The sequence below is a fragment of the Abyssisolibacter sp. ZYX002 genome (genome assembly GCF_056892235.1).
Genome location: NZ_JARMXH010000003.1, coordinates 216,664 through 232,337, shown reverse-complemented (window position 1 = coordinate 232,337; position 15,674 = coordinate 216,664). Strand labels below are relative to the sequence as shown.

The following is a 15,674-nucleotide window of genomic DNA, read 5'->3' as shown; positions in this document are numbered from 1 at the left end:
ACATAAATCAAGTACAATAACACATTATTAAGAAAATAAAATATCTTATATTTTCTCTTTTGCAAGAATTTCTAAATCATAATAATTTGTTATATAGCTTTGAACTAAATTCGTTATCTTTTCAGTATTATGAATTGAAAGTTCTTCTTTTACACCATATACTTTCATGCCTGCTCTAGTTCCAGCTAGAACTCCTGCATATGTGTCTTCAAATACGATACACTCATCAGGCTTAACTTCTAGTGATGCTGCAACTTTAAGAAATACATCTGGATTTGGTTTTCCTTTGCCAGCTTCACAAGATGTTATTAATATATCAAAGTGATCTAATACATCATTAGATATTAGGACTGCTTGAGCAAGTTCTCTAGAATTACTTGTTCCTATCCCCATCTTTATACCGTTCTCTTTTAAATAGTTTATAAAATCTCTTGCACCTTCTCTTAATCTTACTTCATTACTATAATACTCAAGAGCTAATTTATTCCACTCTTCTTTTATTTCATCTACTGACTCTTCTAACCCAAATCTGTCTTTGAAATATACAGCTGTTTCAGTAAAACTCATTCCTTCAATATCATCAATTAAATCTGTTGGTATATCATGCAGCCTATCTTTTAAATACTTAAAATCTATACTTTTCCAAACCCACATTGAATCTACTAGTGTCCCATCTAAATCAAATATAACCGCTTTTATGTTTTTTAACATTTTTTCTCTCCTTTGTTTGCCTTATTTATACAAGCTCAATTATGTCATAAATTAATATTATGATAACACCTATTAAAATACTTATGTCAGCTATATTAAATATAGGTGCTTTTTTTATGTTGACTTTTATATATATAAAATCTACTACGTATCCAAGTCTTATTCTGTCTATCAAATTTCCGAGTGCTCCTCCAACCATAAATGCAAATCCAATTTTGAGCATATATTCATATGGCTCTAGATATATCCCAAGCAATATTAAAACTATAGTAGCTATGGTAGTTATAATGATTAAAAACTTCTTCTTGTTTTTAAAAAGCCCATATGCTCCACCATGGTTGTAAACCTTAACTAAATATAGTCTTCTAAAAAGATGTACTCTCTCGAATTGGTCTAATTTTATGTCCACTATATATTTAGATATTTGATCAATCATAAAAGATATTAATCCTATAACAAAATATAACATAATATCACCACCTTTAATCCCTTTATGTAATATAATATTATAGCTTATTATATTTTATTATTTATTGATATATTTATCAACTAATAAATAATATATTTAAAAAGCAAACGTCACACCTAAGTGTGACATTCACATAAATTTTTATTGTACCATATACATCTTATGCTTCAAAATATAAGGCGTATATATACTTGCTATTAATAATAAGTTTATTACAGCATATACAGTATATAATCTTATTGATGATGCTTTACCTTTCTCATACTTATATAGTAGTGTATAAATACCTGAGATTATTCCTATGACAAAACTAACAAGTATGAAATCATATCTGTAACCAAATATACTACTTAAACTAGAACTCATTAATTGAATAGACATATATAGTGTAATAGGTAATAACACAATCCACGTATCATTATCATATTCATGTTTCTTTATTAAATACCATATTAAAAAGAATACATATCCAACTAATATCCATATAACTCTAGATATTAATACAAAAAACATCATTATAAAGTTTTGCATAACTCTATATATTCTGCTTAATATAGTCTTCGTAGAATAGTTTTCTCCAAACATAACATTGGAACTTTTCATACAGAAGCTATTTCCTTTTATAACACCAACATATTGATTATCTTCATATGATGTTACAAAAGTACTGCTCATAATGTTATTTTCACCTTTGTATTCCCATACTACTTTATTGTTAAACAAACTTCCTTTTTTAAATTTTACAAGCATTCCGTAATTATATCCATTTTGTGTTAAGCCAGTTAGCATTGAATTTAAATAACCTTCTTTATCACTATACTTTGATATTTCTATATCTTTAATTTCTACCAATGCTCCATATCTATCGTGTACCTCTAGTTTTCTTGTTTTAGGTTTTTGTTTTGATTTCAAGCTAAATGTAGAGTACATTTTTATGCCCTGATTTTCATAAATAATATATCCGTAGTTTTCATCTATGCCAAACTTAAAACTATCAGGTAGTTTAATATTATCAAGCTCGTTGCTCAATACTTCTTTTCCGTTTTTATCTAATACTACATGTCTAATAATCCCCTTGCTAGATAGTAACACATGTACATTTTGATTTTTATCTGCACTAAATTTAGCTGTTTTTATACTATCATATGGTATCTTATATTCTTTATCGTTAACCTTGTAAATCAATTCATTATCATTATATGCTGTTATAAAGTTATCACCATTTACATTAAATACATCAAAATCCACGACATTATTAAATATTGCTTTAGTGTTAGAATCACTTTCTTTGTACAATTTGCTATCTTTAATGTTATACATATAACCATTCATAATTTTATAGCTAACATTTGAACCATCGTCAAGTCTTATTACATCATCAACAATATCTCCATAATGATCAAACTTTATCTTGTATATGCCTTTTTTGTTACTCAGTATTGCCGTTATCTCTTTATCTACATTAATGTCTATTATCTTTTCATAACCATCTTCAACTTCAACATTAGTATATAATGGCTGTATGTCTGCCCTTTCTTTTATCTCATCTTCCCAAAGATAATTGTTAAAAACAAAAATTGCAAACATGGTAATTAATACAGTTAAAGCAGTAAATATGCCTCTCTTAAGTATTTTTTCTTGTATATCTTTGTTTTTCTTAAGCTTTGATATAACTAATATTATTATGATAAATATAACTATTAATACAGCTACATATATTGGAACGTAGTTAGCTATTTCTATCTGCTTTTCACTCAAACATAATCTGTATAAATCATGAGTTTCTATTGCATATTGATTCATATATTCGATAGGAACTACACTAATTTTTTTAATCCTGTTTTTGTCTATATTGTTTATATCATCAGATTTAGTATGTATATTTTTCATGCCTGGGTCTATAAAAGATACCGCGTCAATATCGCATTCATTAAAACTATAATGATCACTACGGCGAGAAGTGTTATATACTTGGAATTCTATTTTATTTTCTTCTAATATTTTAACTAAATCTTTTACAAATTGATTAGGTTGTTTACCAAATGAACTATATTCAAGTGAAAGTTTAACATTTTCTTTAGTCCCAATCATATCTAGATTTAATATTCTATTATTTTCTGCTCTTCTAAATGGTTTTCTAGCATATTTCTTTGAACCCTGTAAACCCACTTCTTCTGAATCAAATGCTACAAATGCTACAGTTCTTTTAGGATTAGTCTTTGATATTAACCTAGCTAATTCCATAACCGTTGATATTCCTGAAGCATTATCTAATGCTCCACCAAACACAGTTCCATCTGGGTCAATTCCTATATGATCATAATGAGCTGTAATAGTTAACATATCTTTCTCTAGATATTTATCAGTACCTTCTATATACCCTATTACGTTTCTAGTTTCTATGTTTTCGTATTTCAAGTCAACAGCTACATCTAGTATATATCCTTTGTTGCTGTATTTTATTAATTCGTTATATGCTTTATTTGAAATTATTATATGTGCGAATTTATTGTTAGTACCAGAGTATTCCCCTAAAGCAACAGTTTTTCTGTTAGTAATATCATATTTACCCGGTGTAATAAAAGCTTTAACTCCTGTATCTAATAACTCTTTTCTAAAATTTTGATCATAACTCTTATTATATAGAACTATAGGTTTTCCTTTTGACTCACTAGCATTACTAATAATATTTATTATTCCACTTGCATTCCCTGATCCAGCGCAACCTGATGTTAACTCATAAAAATCTTCTCTATGTATATAGTCCTTGATAATGTTTCCTTTTTGATCCTTTACCCTTAATATTGGTGTGCTATTAAGCCTTGGTACTGTAGTCCTAAATTTTTGAAAATAAGTACCATTATCTCCACCTGGCTTAAGACCATATTTCTCAAACTGGTTAGCTATATATTCTCCTGCAAGTTTATCACCTTTAGATCCTGCTAACCTTCCTTCATATCTATCTGATGAAAGTTCTTTTATATGATCCATTACTTTATCTTCACTAAAATCATTTATCAAGACTGGATTATTGTTATCGTATGTAACATAAACTGTAGTTAAAATTAATATCATAATACAAACTATTATTATTCTTTTGCCTTTTAGCATATAAAGCCCCCTTTTTATTATAATTTATAATTATAACACATTTAATTGAATATTCACACAATTTAAGTCTAATATGTCATTAATTTAATTTTGTTTTTTCAATATTTTAACATTCTTTCTTCGCTTTATTAAAACTACTAACACTCGTCTTCTTTCATTATTAGAGTCATAAAAAAAGAGTTAAGTAAAATTAATATACATATGAAACCATGTAATTAATTTTATAACTCTTTTTTAATACTTTTAATTTTATATAATGTAACACTATGTACATCTATAGTAGGTATATTAACTTTATGTTAATCGCTACAAAACTGTACATAGCACAACTGATAATGCTTTACGATTTAGTTTTTAATATTTTATCATTTCATATCTTAACTTCAAAAACCAGCGGTAATGCATTTATGGTGTATGGCCTCTTATCAAACCCACTATAATAGGTTATTTTATTAAATCCTGCTTCATTTAATAAATTGATGATCTGCTTTTTCTTTACCGGTATTAAATCAACTCTACCTGTAAGAGTTTTGTTTTCTTCTTTTATATATAATTCTGTTTCAAATATTATTTTATCTGGAGTATATTTGTATCTTCTAATGAATTTTATTTTTGTGTTCTCTATCTTTGGCAGATACTGAATTTTTTCTTCTAATATTTTATCATAGTTTAATATCTGAAATTTAAACACTCCATCTTCTACTAATAATTTTTTAACTGAATTAAAGAAATTCAATATGCTATCAGTACTTTTTAAATGTACTAATGTATTTCCTAGACATGTGATCTGATCAAATTTATCGTCTTTGAAAAACTTTTCTATATCCATCATATTTAGGTGATAGAATTTAAGTTTTGAAATTTCTTTTTTCTTAGCAATATTTATCATTTTTTCATCTAAATCTATACCTATAACTTCGTATCCTTCCTTATTTAAAGCTAAAGCAAGCTCTCCTGTAGAACAACCAATATCCAATATCTTACCTTTTTTTTGGCTTAAAACAAAATCTAGTTTATCTTGTTTTAATGGGAATATATATTCATAGTATCTTGCTATTTCTTCATAGAAACTCATTTACTTTCACCTCTTTTTTATTAATTATACTATAAAATCGAACCCAATATTAAAGATTCTATCCTATTTAATTTTGAAACTTCTATTATTATTTTGTCGTTCTATGTTTTTTATTTAAAAAAAATAGAGTTATTTTTTACATTAATTTAACAATATACCATAACAGCCTTTTATAAGGTATAATATACATATATTTAAAAATAAAGAAATATCTAATATGCTTCAAACTTATTATTTACATTATTAAAACCAATTTAAAAAAATTTTGACATCATGAGAAAATAATATTATATTTAGTATATAATGTTCAATTTATTTTTTCCAATTTATCAGCACACTAATTACACTATAGAATGGAGGTTATACTTATCAAAACATCTACTAAAAAAATACTAAGAACTTTACCGTTTATATTTGTATCAATTATAGTTATTTTTATCTATCACATGTACTCAACATATTATAGCTTAGAGTCAATCTATAAAAATAATGCTATTATAGTTATATCTCAAAGCTTAGACCAATCAAATAAGTCAGTTACACTTGATCTTAACGACAGCAAAAAGTTTGTTTCTCTTCTAAAGATAGATGATTGGAAAAAAATTAAGCACAAAACAGATGAAGTTCCTAAATTATATTTTCATGCTAAGAACCACGGTAATACCGATTTGGGTATTCTAGATAATGGTATATTAAAATATAAAGATAATAAATACTTTCAAATGCCTATTGACTCATACAATGAATTGATGAAGTTCTTAAATACCTTAAATAAGTTATAGACACGTTCTTATTTTGGTGTTATACTATAAACAATTGAATAATATTTCGGAAGGTTCACATTAGATGTGATTAAAAGGGAAGTCAAGTGTAATTCTTGCACAGCCCCCGCTGCCGTAACTGTTTGTTTAATATCAATATGCCACTGAATATTTCGGGAAGGCGATATTAAGCAATAAACAGGAGTCGGAAGACCTGCCTTTTAGAGATTATTATATTCAAACTTCGGTGGGAAGTTAGAGTATTAGTTGTAACTAGTACGCTATGAAACCGCCTTTTATGGCGGTTTTAGTCTGTAGACAAAAGTCCAGTGATGTTAAAATTTCTGTTGCTCACTTTACCTCTAAGTAAGCTCCGCTACTCAATTTTAACACGCCTTGAACTCGAACTCTTACTACAGTCTGTATCTTGATGAATACAAATATCTTAACTTCCTATCACATACTAATTTGAAAGGAAGTGTTTTTATGTCAAAATGTATAACAGTTATATTTATTATACTATTATCATTTATTGTTTTAATAGGTTGTACAAATTCTCAAATTATAAGCAAGAATGTGCAGAACAGTAAAAGAGCAGTTCTAGTAATAAGTTTTGGTACAAGTCATAATGAAACTAGAAAATTAACTATTGAGGCTACGGAAAATAAGATAGCCAAAGCTTTTCCTGGATATGATCTTAAAAGAGCCTTTACTTCTGAGTTCATAATTAAAAAGCTAAAGAAAAGAGATAATCTAGAAATAGACAATGTAAAAGAAGCACTAGACAAACTAGTTAAAAATGGCTATAGTGAAGTGATAATTCAGCCATTACATATTATGAATGGCTCTGAATATCACGATACTTTAAAAATAGTTGGCGAATATAAAGATAAGTTTAAAAAAGTTAATTTTGGAAATCCACTTTTAACTTCTCCTGATGATTATATAAATTTGGTTGATGCACTATCAACAGAAATGCCCAATTTAAAAGAGAATGAAGCATTGTTTTTTATGGGACATGGTACTCACCATTTTTCAAATTCAGCTTATGCATGTCTTGATTATACATTCAAATACAAAGGTCATGAAAATGTTTACGTAGGAACTGTGGAAGGTTTCCCTACATTAGATACTATATTAAAAATAACCAAAAATAAAGGCTATAAAAAAGTTTATTTGATGCCTTTAATGTTAGTTGCTGGCGACCATGCAACTAATGATATGGCTGGAAAAGATGATGATTCTTGGCGTAGTATACTCGAAAGTAAAGGATATGCTGTAGAGCCAATATTAAAAGGGTTAGGTCAAATAGAGTCAGTACAAGAACTTTACGTCAATCATTTAAAAGAGTCTTTGAAAAAAGAAAAACGTGAAGATTAATTCGCCAAACACCAAAAAGTATAGACATAATAAAAAAGAAAGTTACGACTGAATTTTTTTCATGTTTACAACAATAAGGGGTATCTTATAAGATACCCCTTATTTGCTAATCCAACTCTTTTTCTAATATCTGGACACACTCTTTTATCAATGCAAATACTTTATCATCATTTTCCTTTATGACTCTAAGGTTCGTAATAACATTCTCACACATTCCCCATTCTAGTAAATCATAGAGTTTACTTGACCAGTCTCTACACATATTAAGCGCTATTATCTGATAACATATATCATGTGTTTGCCAATAAATTTCTCTTATTTTTTTAAACCGTTTTTGTAGTTTTTTATTATCTACCATATTATATATCACACGATTAAAAGCCTCAGCAAATTGATGTGAGTTAAACGTATACCACATAGTTTCACTAACCAATTTAAACCTTCTTTTTATTTCTTTTATATCTGCATTTTTTAGATTTTTCCAGTAATTAAAAGTATCTATATATTCATCCCATATTTTATTAGCGCAGTTGTATTCCATTATTCTTCTCTAAGATGAACTGACAGGCATATCAAAATGAGGTGTGCACTAGTTTAGTACACACCTCATTTTGATAAATTACTTATTTAATACTACCTATCTTAAATTCTAGCCTACCCATTGAGCCACTTGCAACTTCATATTTGTTAAATACAAACATAATATCTCCATCTTTATTTATGTAGAATGGACGATTATCATCAATTTTCATATCCTTTACATAGTCTGTATCATATTTAATTTGACTGTAATCCTTATTCTTTATTTTTTCTTCTATAGATTTAATAGTAGCCTCTATATGCTTTTTCTCTTGATCGCTTTTGCTTTGTTTAAGCGCTTCTTTAGAATATTTCAAGCTTTCCTTCATTTTTCTTTCTTCATCTTCATTTGAATTCATAAGTCTGTTCATTTCTTTGATGATGTTATCTTTTACGTCTACAAAATCATCCTTTAATATATCTTTAAGAGTTAGTACTTTTCCAGTGCTTACATCTATATTGTAATAATTAACCTCATCATATGCTGGAGCTAATGTTTGATATTTATATATATCAAATGAGATCAACTTATCAGTAATATAATGCTTATTATATCCAATTTTTGTTTCAACTTTTTTGTAGTCCTCTTCTTTACCACCAGTTTCTAGGTAAGCTTCTTTATATTCTTTATCTAGTTGCTCTTGCTCTTTTACCATCTCTTCAACTTTTACTTTTATCATTTTGTTGATTTTTCCCTCTATTTCTTTGTTACTTACATCAGCAACCTCTGGTATCTTAACACTACCTTTAGAAGCCTCATTGTCTATGTTATATTCTCTAAACGTAATCACTTTAGCGATACTACTAAGTATAGGTATTTTACTAACTGCTTGTGCAACCTCAGCACTAGCATTTACTGATATTCCAAGAGCTACTATTAATGATGCTGCCGTTAAACCTATTGTTTTAGCACACCCTTTTACACTATTTTTCTTTCTTTTATTATTCATTGATATAACCCTCCCATTTTTACCTTTTTTTAATGCTTCATGAACTACTTCATCTAGCTTATCAGGCACTTTGATATTATCATATATTTCGTTTAGTTTTTTTAGCTTTTCCTCCATGCTAATAACCTCCCATATATTGTTTTAACTGTTGTATCCCTCTTCTCAACCTGGTTTTGACTGTGTTAGGATTCAATTGCAATATATCTGATATTTGCTGTATTTTCATCTGTCTTAGATATTTTAAAATGACAATTGATTTATAATTAGTGGACAGTTTATCAATAGCATGATATAAATCCATGATTTCATCTTTATCTATTTCAGTAGACTCTGTTATTTCCACAATTTCCGTGTTATATACTATTTTTTTCTTTTTTCTTAACGCCATTAAGCTTTCATTTATAAGTATCCTATAAAACCAAGTTTTCATAAATTTCTCGTCATTTAATTTATGAAGAGATCTTAATCCTTTGTAAACTGCTTCACTCATAATATCTAATGCGTCATGTTCGTTTTTAACGTGGCTATAAGCTAATCTATAAAATTCTTCTTTGTTTTGTTCTATCATTGTTACATATTTTTCTTCCAGCTGGTTGAACACTTTATTAGCTCCTTTCTCCAATTAGATGTAGTATGTAAGAAAAAAGTTTCACTAAGCCTTAATTACTTTTGTATTTTATCATAAACTATTACTAATACTCTCTTGCAATAATTACTTATTGTTCAATCATTTGGTTGATTTGCTATTATGCCTAAACAATTATACGAAAACATACTAGTCGCAAATCTATAACCTAAATAATTCTGCTTAATTACATTACAAAGACTTATTTTAACTTTCTAACACCTTATTAGATGTGGCACTAAACTAAATAGTTTCAAATTATTTAATTTTTTAATATTTAAATTGTTTCCATAGCACTTCATCAATACCTAAAATATAAGTAATTGAATATTTTAACTAAAAAAATCATAAAATCTTTATTATACTGAAGGTTTTATCAGAGCTTTTAACTAAGCTATATAATGAAAGGAGATTTTGTCATGAATTCTTATAAATTTTCAAGTAAACTTTTTATAATTATTATGGTAATGTTTATTTCTATATCATCAGCTAGCTGTATAGAGGAACCTGTTAGTGGAGAAAGTAATACTCTAATTTTTTCTGAATACCTTGAAGGTAGTGGATATAACAAGGCTCTAGAGCTGTATAACCCTACTGACCAACCTGTTGACTTATCAGAATATAAAATTGTTAAATATGTAAACAAAAACGAAAACAATAAACAAGAATTATCATTAAGTGGTAAACTACCAAACTACAAAACATATGTAATTGTAAACAAAGATGCTACAAGTGAATTAAAAGAAAAGGGTAACATCAATAATGATACTACCATAACAACCTTTAATGGTGATGATATGCTAGAATTAGTCAAAAACAATGAAGTTGTAGACAGAATATGGTTTACTGAAAAGAAAGACGGAGCAAATATTAAAATAATGAGAAAAGCACATATTACAAAAGGTAATATTGAAAAGATATCTCCATCTGATGAATGGATTTTTTCAAATAATATAGATGACTTTTCTACTCTTGGTGTTTTTAGTAATAATGAGCCACCTACTACACAATTAAGAATTCATGATATTCAAGGTGCAAGTCATTTCTCACCTATAAAAAACAAAAATGTATCTGATATTGAGGGTGTTGTTACTGCCATACTATATAAATACAAAAAGAACTCATCAGGTGAATTTTATAGGGTCTTTGATGGTTTCACTATTCAAGAAAGAGACGAATTTATTGACAATGACATAAAAACATCTGAAGGAATATTAATACTACCACTGAAAACCCCTAGCTCTAAATATGATTATAAAAAACCTGATTTTATAGATGTAGGAGATCTTATTAAAGTCTCAGGTAAAGTGATAGAATCAGGTTATCCGGGAGAATTAAAGCAGACTTCAATATTAGTTCAAACAGAATCTAACATTAAAGAAATATCAAGCAATAACTCGCTTCCTAGCCCAGTAATTATAGGTACTGGTAAAGGTAAAAGAATGGTTTCTACTTCAATAATTTATAGTGAAGATGAATCTGTAGCTTTTGATGATGCAAATTTTAATCCTGAGACTGATGCAATGGATTTTTATGAGTCTCTTGAAGGTATGCTAATACAAATAAACAGACCTCACATAATAGGTGCTAATGAAAAATTCGGTGAAGTTTATGTATTAGCCGATAATGGTATAGCGTCAACTAGCAAACTAAACTCCTATGGAGGTATTAAAACCACTAAAAATAACAAAAACCCTGAAATCTTTATCATAGGTGAAAATGTATATCCTATCACAGAGCCAAAAGGTAATAAAACTACTACTGGTTTTATTGACAAATCATTTATGCCCAAAACAGGTGATAAATTTGATTCTTCTATCACTGCTGTTGTTAGTTATGCATTTGGTACTTACAAAGTATATAATATAAACCATTTGCCGAAATTAGTGGATTGTGGATTAGTTCAACCTAGTGCTAAAATAGTACCTGATTACAATAAACTAACTATAGCATCTTTCAATATTGAAAACTTTAATAAAAATGTTGGTGAAGAAAAAATAGAAAGATTAGCTAGAGCGATAATATGTAATTTAAAAGCACCAGACATTATAGGAGTAGTTGAAGTTCAAGATAATAATGGCCCTATAGATGATGGTACAACCGATGCCAGCCAGTCTTATAAAGCTCTAATAAATAAGATTGCTCAGCTGTCTCCTAAAGGAAAAAAATACAACTATAAATTTACCGATATTGCCCCTGAAAATGATAAAGATGGTGGCCAGCCAGGAAGTAATATCAGAGTAGGATTTTTATATAGAACTGATAGAGTTATCTTAGTTGGAAATGAAAGTAATAAAGGCACTTTCTCAGACAAAGGTATATATACTAATGGCCATTTGAACAAAAATCCAGTTAGGATAGACCCTCAAAACACAGCATTTTATGGGACTAGAAAATCATTAGCTACAGAGTTTCAATTTAAAGGACAACAAATCATAGTCATAAATAATCACTTTTCTTCAAAAAGAGGAGGGAAAGGTATCTTTACTGTTTACAGTGAAGCAGAAAGAAAGCAAAAAGATAATACTACAAAACGTGTAGAACAAGCAACTGCTGTTCGTGATTTTGTAAAAACTATTCCGAATAATGAAAGAACTACTGTTGTAGTACTTGGTGATATGAATGATTACGAATACAGTGATCCTATTGTAGTATTAGAGGATAATGGGAATATGAATAATCTATTTAAAGATATAAGTGTTAATGAAAGGTTTACCTATATACATGGAGGAAGCTCTCAGGTGCTTGATAATGTACTCATAAACTCTCGTTTTGCTAATAAAACTACTATCAATCCAGTTAATATGAACTCTATGTTTGTTGAAGCAGACGGTAGATGCTCTGATCATGATCCTGTTTTGATTCAGATAGATTTTACTAAAAATTGATTATATTTAAAACAGCTATTTGGGTTATACTTAAATAGCTGTTTTATAAATAGTATTATTAATGTCAATCTGTCTGATTCTAAATTCTATATTTTTACTATGTTTCTTTTATCTAACTCAATACCCTCAAATTCTTTTAATTTTTCATTAGAAACTATATCAACAACATTTGAGGCTTTGCTAAATTTATTTAAGGCGGGCTTAACTTTTCTCTGCTCCAATATACATGCCTTACCACCTATACATCCACCTTCACACATCATACCTTCAATAAAGTTCCCTTGTAATTTGCCCATTTTTGCTAGTGTCAAACATTTCTTTATTTCCGCTTGTCCACTTACTTTGACAGGCTCAAACTGTACATCTTTATCTCCTTGTTCTATAACATTTTGTATTGCCTGTGATAGACCTCCGCTTTGAGCAAAATTTCTTCCATACTGTGATGCATCATTTGCCTTTGTAGCTTCGCATTCTTTTACATCAACATCATACGCAGACAACAATGCTGTCAGTTCTTCAAACGTAAGTACATAATCAACATCTTTTGCGTCTTGCATTTTCATCTCTTCTTTCTTAGCTGTACAAGGTCCAATAAAAACAACTGTTGCGTCGCTATGCTCTTTTTTTATAAACCTTGCTGTAGCTATCATAGGCGATACTGTATGGGATATCTTTGATATCTCACTTGGAAACTTTTCTCTTATATATGATACAAACGCTGGGCAACATGAACTAGTCATATACTTGTCTCCATTTTCCAATCTCTCTATTAGTTCGTTTGCTTCATGTATTGTAACTATATCCGCTCCTAACGCTGCTTCAATTATATCAGTAAATCCTACTTTTTTTAGTGCTGCTTTGACCTGCCCTAAAGAAACACCAGCACCATATTGCCCAATAATAGATGGTGCAATTATAGCAAATAGTTTATCACCTTTCTCTATACCTTTGACAACTGATGCAATATAACTTCTATCTGATATTGCTCCAAAAGGACATCCTTCCATACAAGCTCCACAGTTTATACATTTTGTGTTATCTATTGTTGCTGTTCTATCACTGTCTACAGCTATTGCATCCACGGGACACACCTTTTTACAAGGTCTCATAACTTCTGATACTGCATTATAAGGACATACATCTTTACATCTACCACATTCTTTGCATAGCTCTTGGTTTATGTATGCTCTACCATTTAATCTCGTTATTGCATTTACCGGACATACTTCTACACATTTATGTTGAATGCATCCTCTACATACTTCTGTTATTGTATATTTATTTATTGGACATCTATCGCAAGCAGCTTCTATTATATACATTATTTCATCATCATGCTCTGGCTGTATTAGCTCTTGTGCATAATCGCCATTTGGAATATATCCTGATGCTATCTTTGCTCTTTCTTTTAATATTGCTCTTTCATGATAAACACAACACCTATATAATGGCTTTTTCCCAGGTATTATATCATATGATAGCTTTCTAAATTCATCATTGTTTAATCTATTTTCTTTTGCTAAATTAGCAATTTTTTCCAAAACCTGAAATTTGAGCTTTTTTAGTTCTGTCTCAAAATTATACATTCATTTCGCTCCCTTCTTATAACTTATATGTTAAATTAATATATAATAAATGTTTTGTGTATACAATGTACTCTATGTATATTATAATAGTTTTTATAAATTGTCAAAGCATTTACAATAAAAAAATAGCATTCGTTTACTGTAGAGAATTTAGAGATTGAATAACCCCTATGTAATGATAGAATTGTCTTGCTTCATTATATCATATTTTAAACTAACATCTATATATTTAACTCTTTTTGTTTTATAAAGTTTTCAAAAATCTAGCCTTATTAGGATTTTTCACACCTTTTATTTATCTACCACCCGTACTGACTATTATATATTTTTTCATACTTTTATTAAAGTTCCTTTACACTAACCAGTAAAAAGATAATCACAATAATAAAGGCATTTCTCACGCTCCACTGAGAAATGCCTCGTAATCTTTAATTATTGCCAAACATCTAAATCTATCTCAGGCTCCATATCCATAACAACATTTGAAGCTTTAGCATCTTGAAGTTCATCCTTCATTACAGACGCTGCAGTTGTATCTAATTTATATGAAGGTGCTGTTAGCTCTCCTGCAAAATAAACATCCATTGTAACCATAACATCTTCGTTTGGAAGTATTTCTGGTAAATCAACTGTTACTAAAAATTTACCATTACCTAACATTCTCATCTCATACTCAAACTCTTCTGGTGTAATAGTTATTTGTGATAATATCATTCCAGGAGGAATTGTACTCTCAATAAATACTTGCGCTTTATCAGCTGTTACAAAACCTTCGTTTTTAGTTAATACAGCTACTTTGTTAGTTAAAGCTCCATTTCTTGCCATTGGTCTTGAATAAAATAAAGCCATTGTTAAAGGATTTTTCATACCAATCATATTAATACCTACTCCTTAATTAATCATCAATTTAATTAGGGCTTGTTTTCCTTTGTCCCACTAATATAATATGACATAACTTTTATTTTGACATCCTCTATACTAAAAATACATAAAAAAGGCCGTCTATCAGACAACCTTGTGTTTTTTAGTAATTCCAGTATATTGGATTAATCTATTTCTGGTTTCATAACCATAACTACTTCTGCAGCTTTTGAATCTTTTACTTCATCATCCATAGTAAGATATACTGTACTATCTATTGTATAATTTGGATTCATCAAATCACCTGCATAATATATGCAAGCATTCACTATCATAGAAGAATTTGGAGCCATCTTAGGTAAATCTACTGTTATTTCCATGAAGCCGTCTTCTAGCATCTCTATTAGTTGATTTAATTCCTGTATAATTGTCACCTCTGACAACATTAGACCAGCAGGAATATTTGTCATCATAATCAATTGAGCATCCTCTATTGTTTGAAAGCTAGCATTTTTTATTTGCATAAATATTTCATTTGACAAAGCCGCATCTTTTACCATTGGTTTAACTTGAAAAGCTTCAAACTCCATATTTTGAGTTAAATTATTACTATTCATTTCTGTCATTTCATAATCTCCTTATAACTATATTTTTAGGAATTTTTAAAAAGTTTTCTCA

General features: G+C 28.8%; 13 protein-coding genes and 1 riboswitch. Of the genes, 3 read left to right on the top strand and 10 right to left on the bottom strand.

From position 1 onward, the window contains the following. Nucleotides 1–45: 45 nt before the first annotated feature. The 4 genes from P3X86_RS11125 to P3X86_RS11110 all read right to left on the bottom strand — a co-directional run bounded on the left by P3X86_RS11125 (nucleotide 46) and on the right by P3X86_RS11110 (nucleotide 5,366). Nucleotides 46–711 carry an HAD family hydrolase gene (locus tag P3X86_RS11125; RefSeq protein ID WP_483292764.1) on the bottom strand — a complete coding sequence of 222 codons (666 nt, stop codon included), beginning with the start codon at nucleotides 709–711 and terminating at the stop codon, nucleotides 46–48. Nucleotides 712–736: 25 nt separating this feature from the next. Next, nucleotides 737–1,180, bottom strand: a complete 444-nt coding sequence (gene lspA, locus P3X86_RS11120; RefSeq protein WP_483292763.1) for a signal peptidase II — start codon at nucleotides 1,178–1,180, stop codon at nucleotides 737–739. Nucleotides 1,181–1,321: 141 nt separating this feature from the next. Further along, on the bottom strand, nucleotides 1,322–4,291 hold the full coding sequence (locus P3X86_RS11115; RefSeq protein WP_483292762.1) for a M28 family peptidase: 2,970 nt from the start codon (nucleotides 4,289–4,291) through the stop codon (nucleotides 1,322–1,324). A gap of 370 nt (nucleotides 4,292–4,661) precedes the next feature. Continuing rightward, nucleotides 4,662–5,366, bottom strand: coding sequence for a class I SAM-dependent DNA methyltransferase (locus tag P3X86_RS11110; protein ID WP_483292761.1), 705 nt, complete (start codon nucleotides 5,364–5,366; stop codon nucleotides 4,662–4,664). A 353-nt stretch (nucleotides 5,367–5,719) separates the two neighbouring features. Here P3X86_RS11110 and P3X86_RS11105 point away from each other — a divergent pair, with 353 nt between their 5' ends. After that, nucleotides 5,720–6,148: a hypothetical protein gene (locus tag P3X86_RS11105; protein WP_483292760.1), complete on the top strand. Its 429-nt coding sequence runs from the start codon at nucleotides 5,720–5,722 to the stop codon at nucleotides 6,146–6,148. A 34-nt stretch (nucleotides 6,149–6,182) separates the two neighbouring features. Continuing rightward, nucleotides 6,183–6,363, top strand: a riboswitch (cobalamin riboswitch). A 250-nt stretch (nucleotides 6,364–6,613) separates the two neighbouring features. After that, the gene (locus P3X86_RS11100; protein ID WP_483292759.1) at nucleotides 6,614–7,507 is read left to right on the top strand and encodes a sirohydrochlorin cobaltochelatase; all 894 of its coding nucleotides are present in this window, start codon (nucleotides 6,614–6,616) and stop codon (nucleotides 7,505–7,507) included. 106 nt (nucleotides 7,508–7,613) lie between these two features. On the opposite strand, the gene P3X86_RS11095 is transcribed toward P3X86_RS11100, so the two are convergent. From P3X86_RS11095 to P3X86_RS11085, 3 genes are all read right to left on the bottom strand, one after another. Continuing rightward, on the bottom strand, nucleotides 7,614–8,048 hold the full coding sequence (locus P3X86_RS11095) for a hypothetical protein (protein ID WP_483292758.1): 435 nt from the start codon (nucleotides 8,046–8,048) through the stop codon (nucleotides 7,614–7,616). A gap of 82 nt (nucleotides 8,049–8,130) precedes the next feature. Further along, complete coding sequence (locus P3X86_RS11090; protein ID WP_483292757.1) at nucleotides 8,131–9,153, bottom strand: DUF3298 and DUF4163 domain-containing protein; 1,023 nt, start codon at nucleotides 9,151–9,153, stop codon at nucleotides 8,131–8,133. Nucleotide 9,154: 1 nt separating this feature from the next. Beyond that, nucleotides 9,155–9,637, bottom strand: a complete 483-nt coding sequence (locus P3X86_RS11085) for a sigma-70 family RNA polymerase sigma factor (RefSeq protein ID WP_483292756.1) — start codon at nucleotides 9,635–9,637, stop codon at nucleotides 9,155–9,157. Between the two features lie 443 nt (nucleotides 9,638–10,080). Between P3X86_RS11085 and P3X86_RS11080 the strand changes: the two genes are divergently transcribed. After that, on the top strand, nucleotides 10,081–12,549 hold the full coding sequence (locus tag P3X86_RS11080; protein WP_483292755.1) for a lamin tail domain-containing protein: 2,469 nt from the start codon (nucleotides 10,081–10,083) through the stop codon (nucleotides 12,547–12,549). Between the two features lie 86 nt (nucleotides 12,550–12,635). Here P3X86_RS11080 and P3X86_RS11075 read toward each other — a convergent pair whose 3' ends face one another. From P3X86_RS11075 to P3X86_RS11065, 3 genes are all read right to left on the bottom strand, one after another. Beyond that, nucleotides 12,636–14,135 (bottom strand): 4Fe-4S dicluster domain-containing protein, encoded by a 1,500-nt coding sequence (locus tag P3X86_RS11075; protein WP_483292754.1) that lies wholly within the window; start codon nucleotides 14,133–14,135, stop codon nucleotides 12,636–12,638. A 432-nt stretch (nucleotides 14,136–14,567) separates the two neighbouring features. Continuing rightward, nucleotides 14,568–15,011, bottom strand: a complete 444-nt coding sequence (locus P3X86_RS11070; protein ID WP_483292753.1) for a hypothetical protein — start codon at nucleotides 15,009–15,011, stop codon at nucleotides 14,568–14,570. Between the two features lie 170 nt (nucleotides 15,012–15,181). Then, nucleotides 15,182–15,622 carry a hypothetical protein gene (locus P3X86_RS11065; protein ID WP_483292752.1) on the bottom strand — a complete coding sequence of 147 codons (441 nt, stop codon included), beginning with the start codon at nucleotides 15,620–15,622 and terminating at the stop codon, nucleotides 15,182–15,184. Nucleotides 15,623–15,674 lie beyond the last annotated feature (52 nt).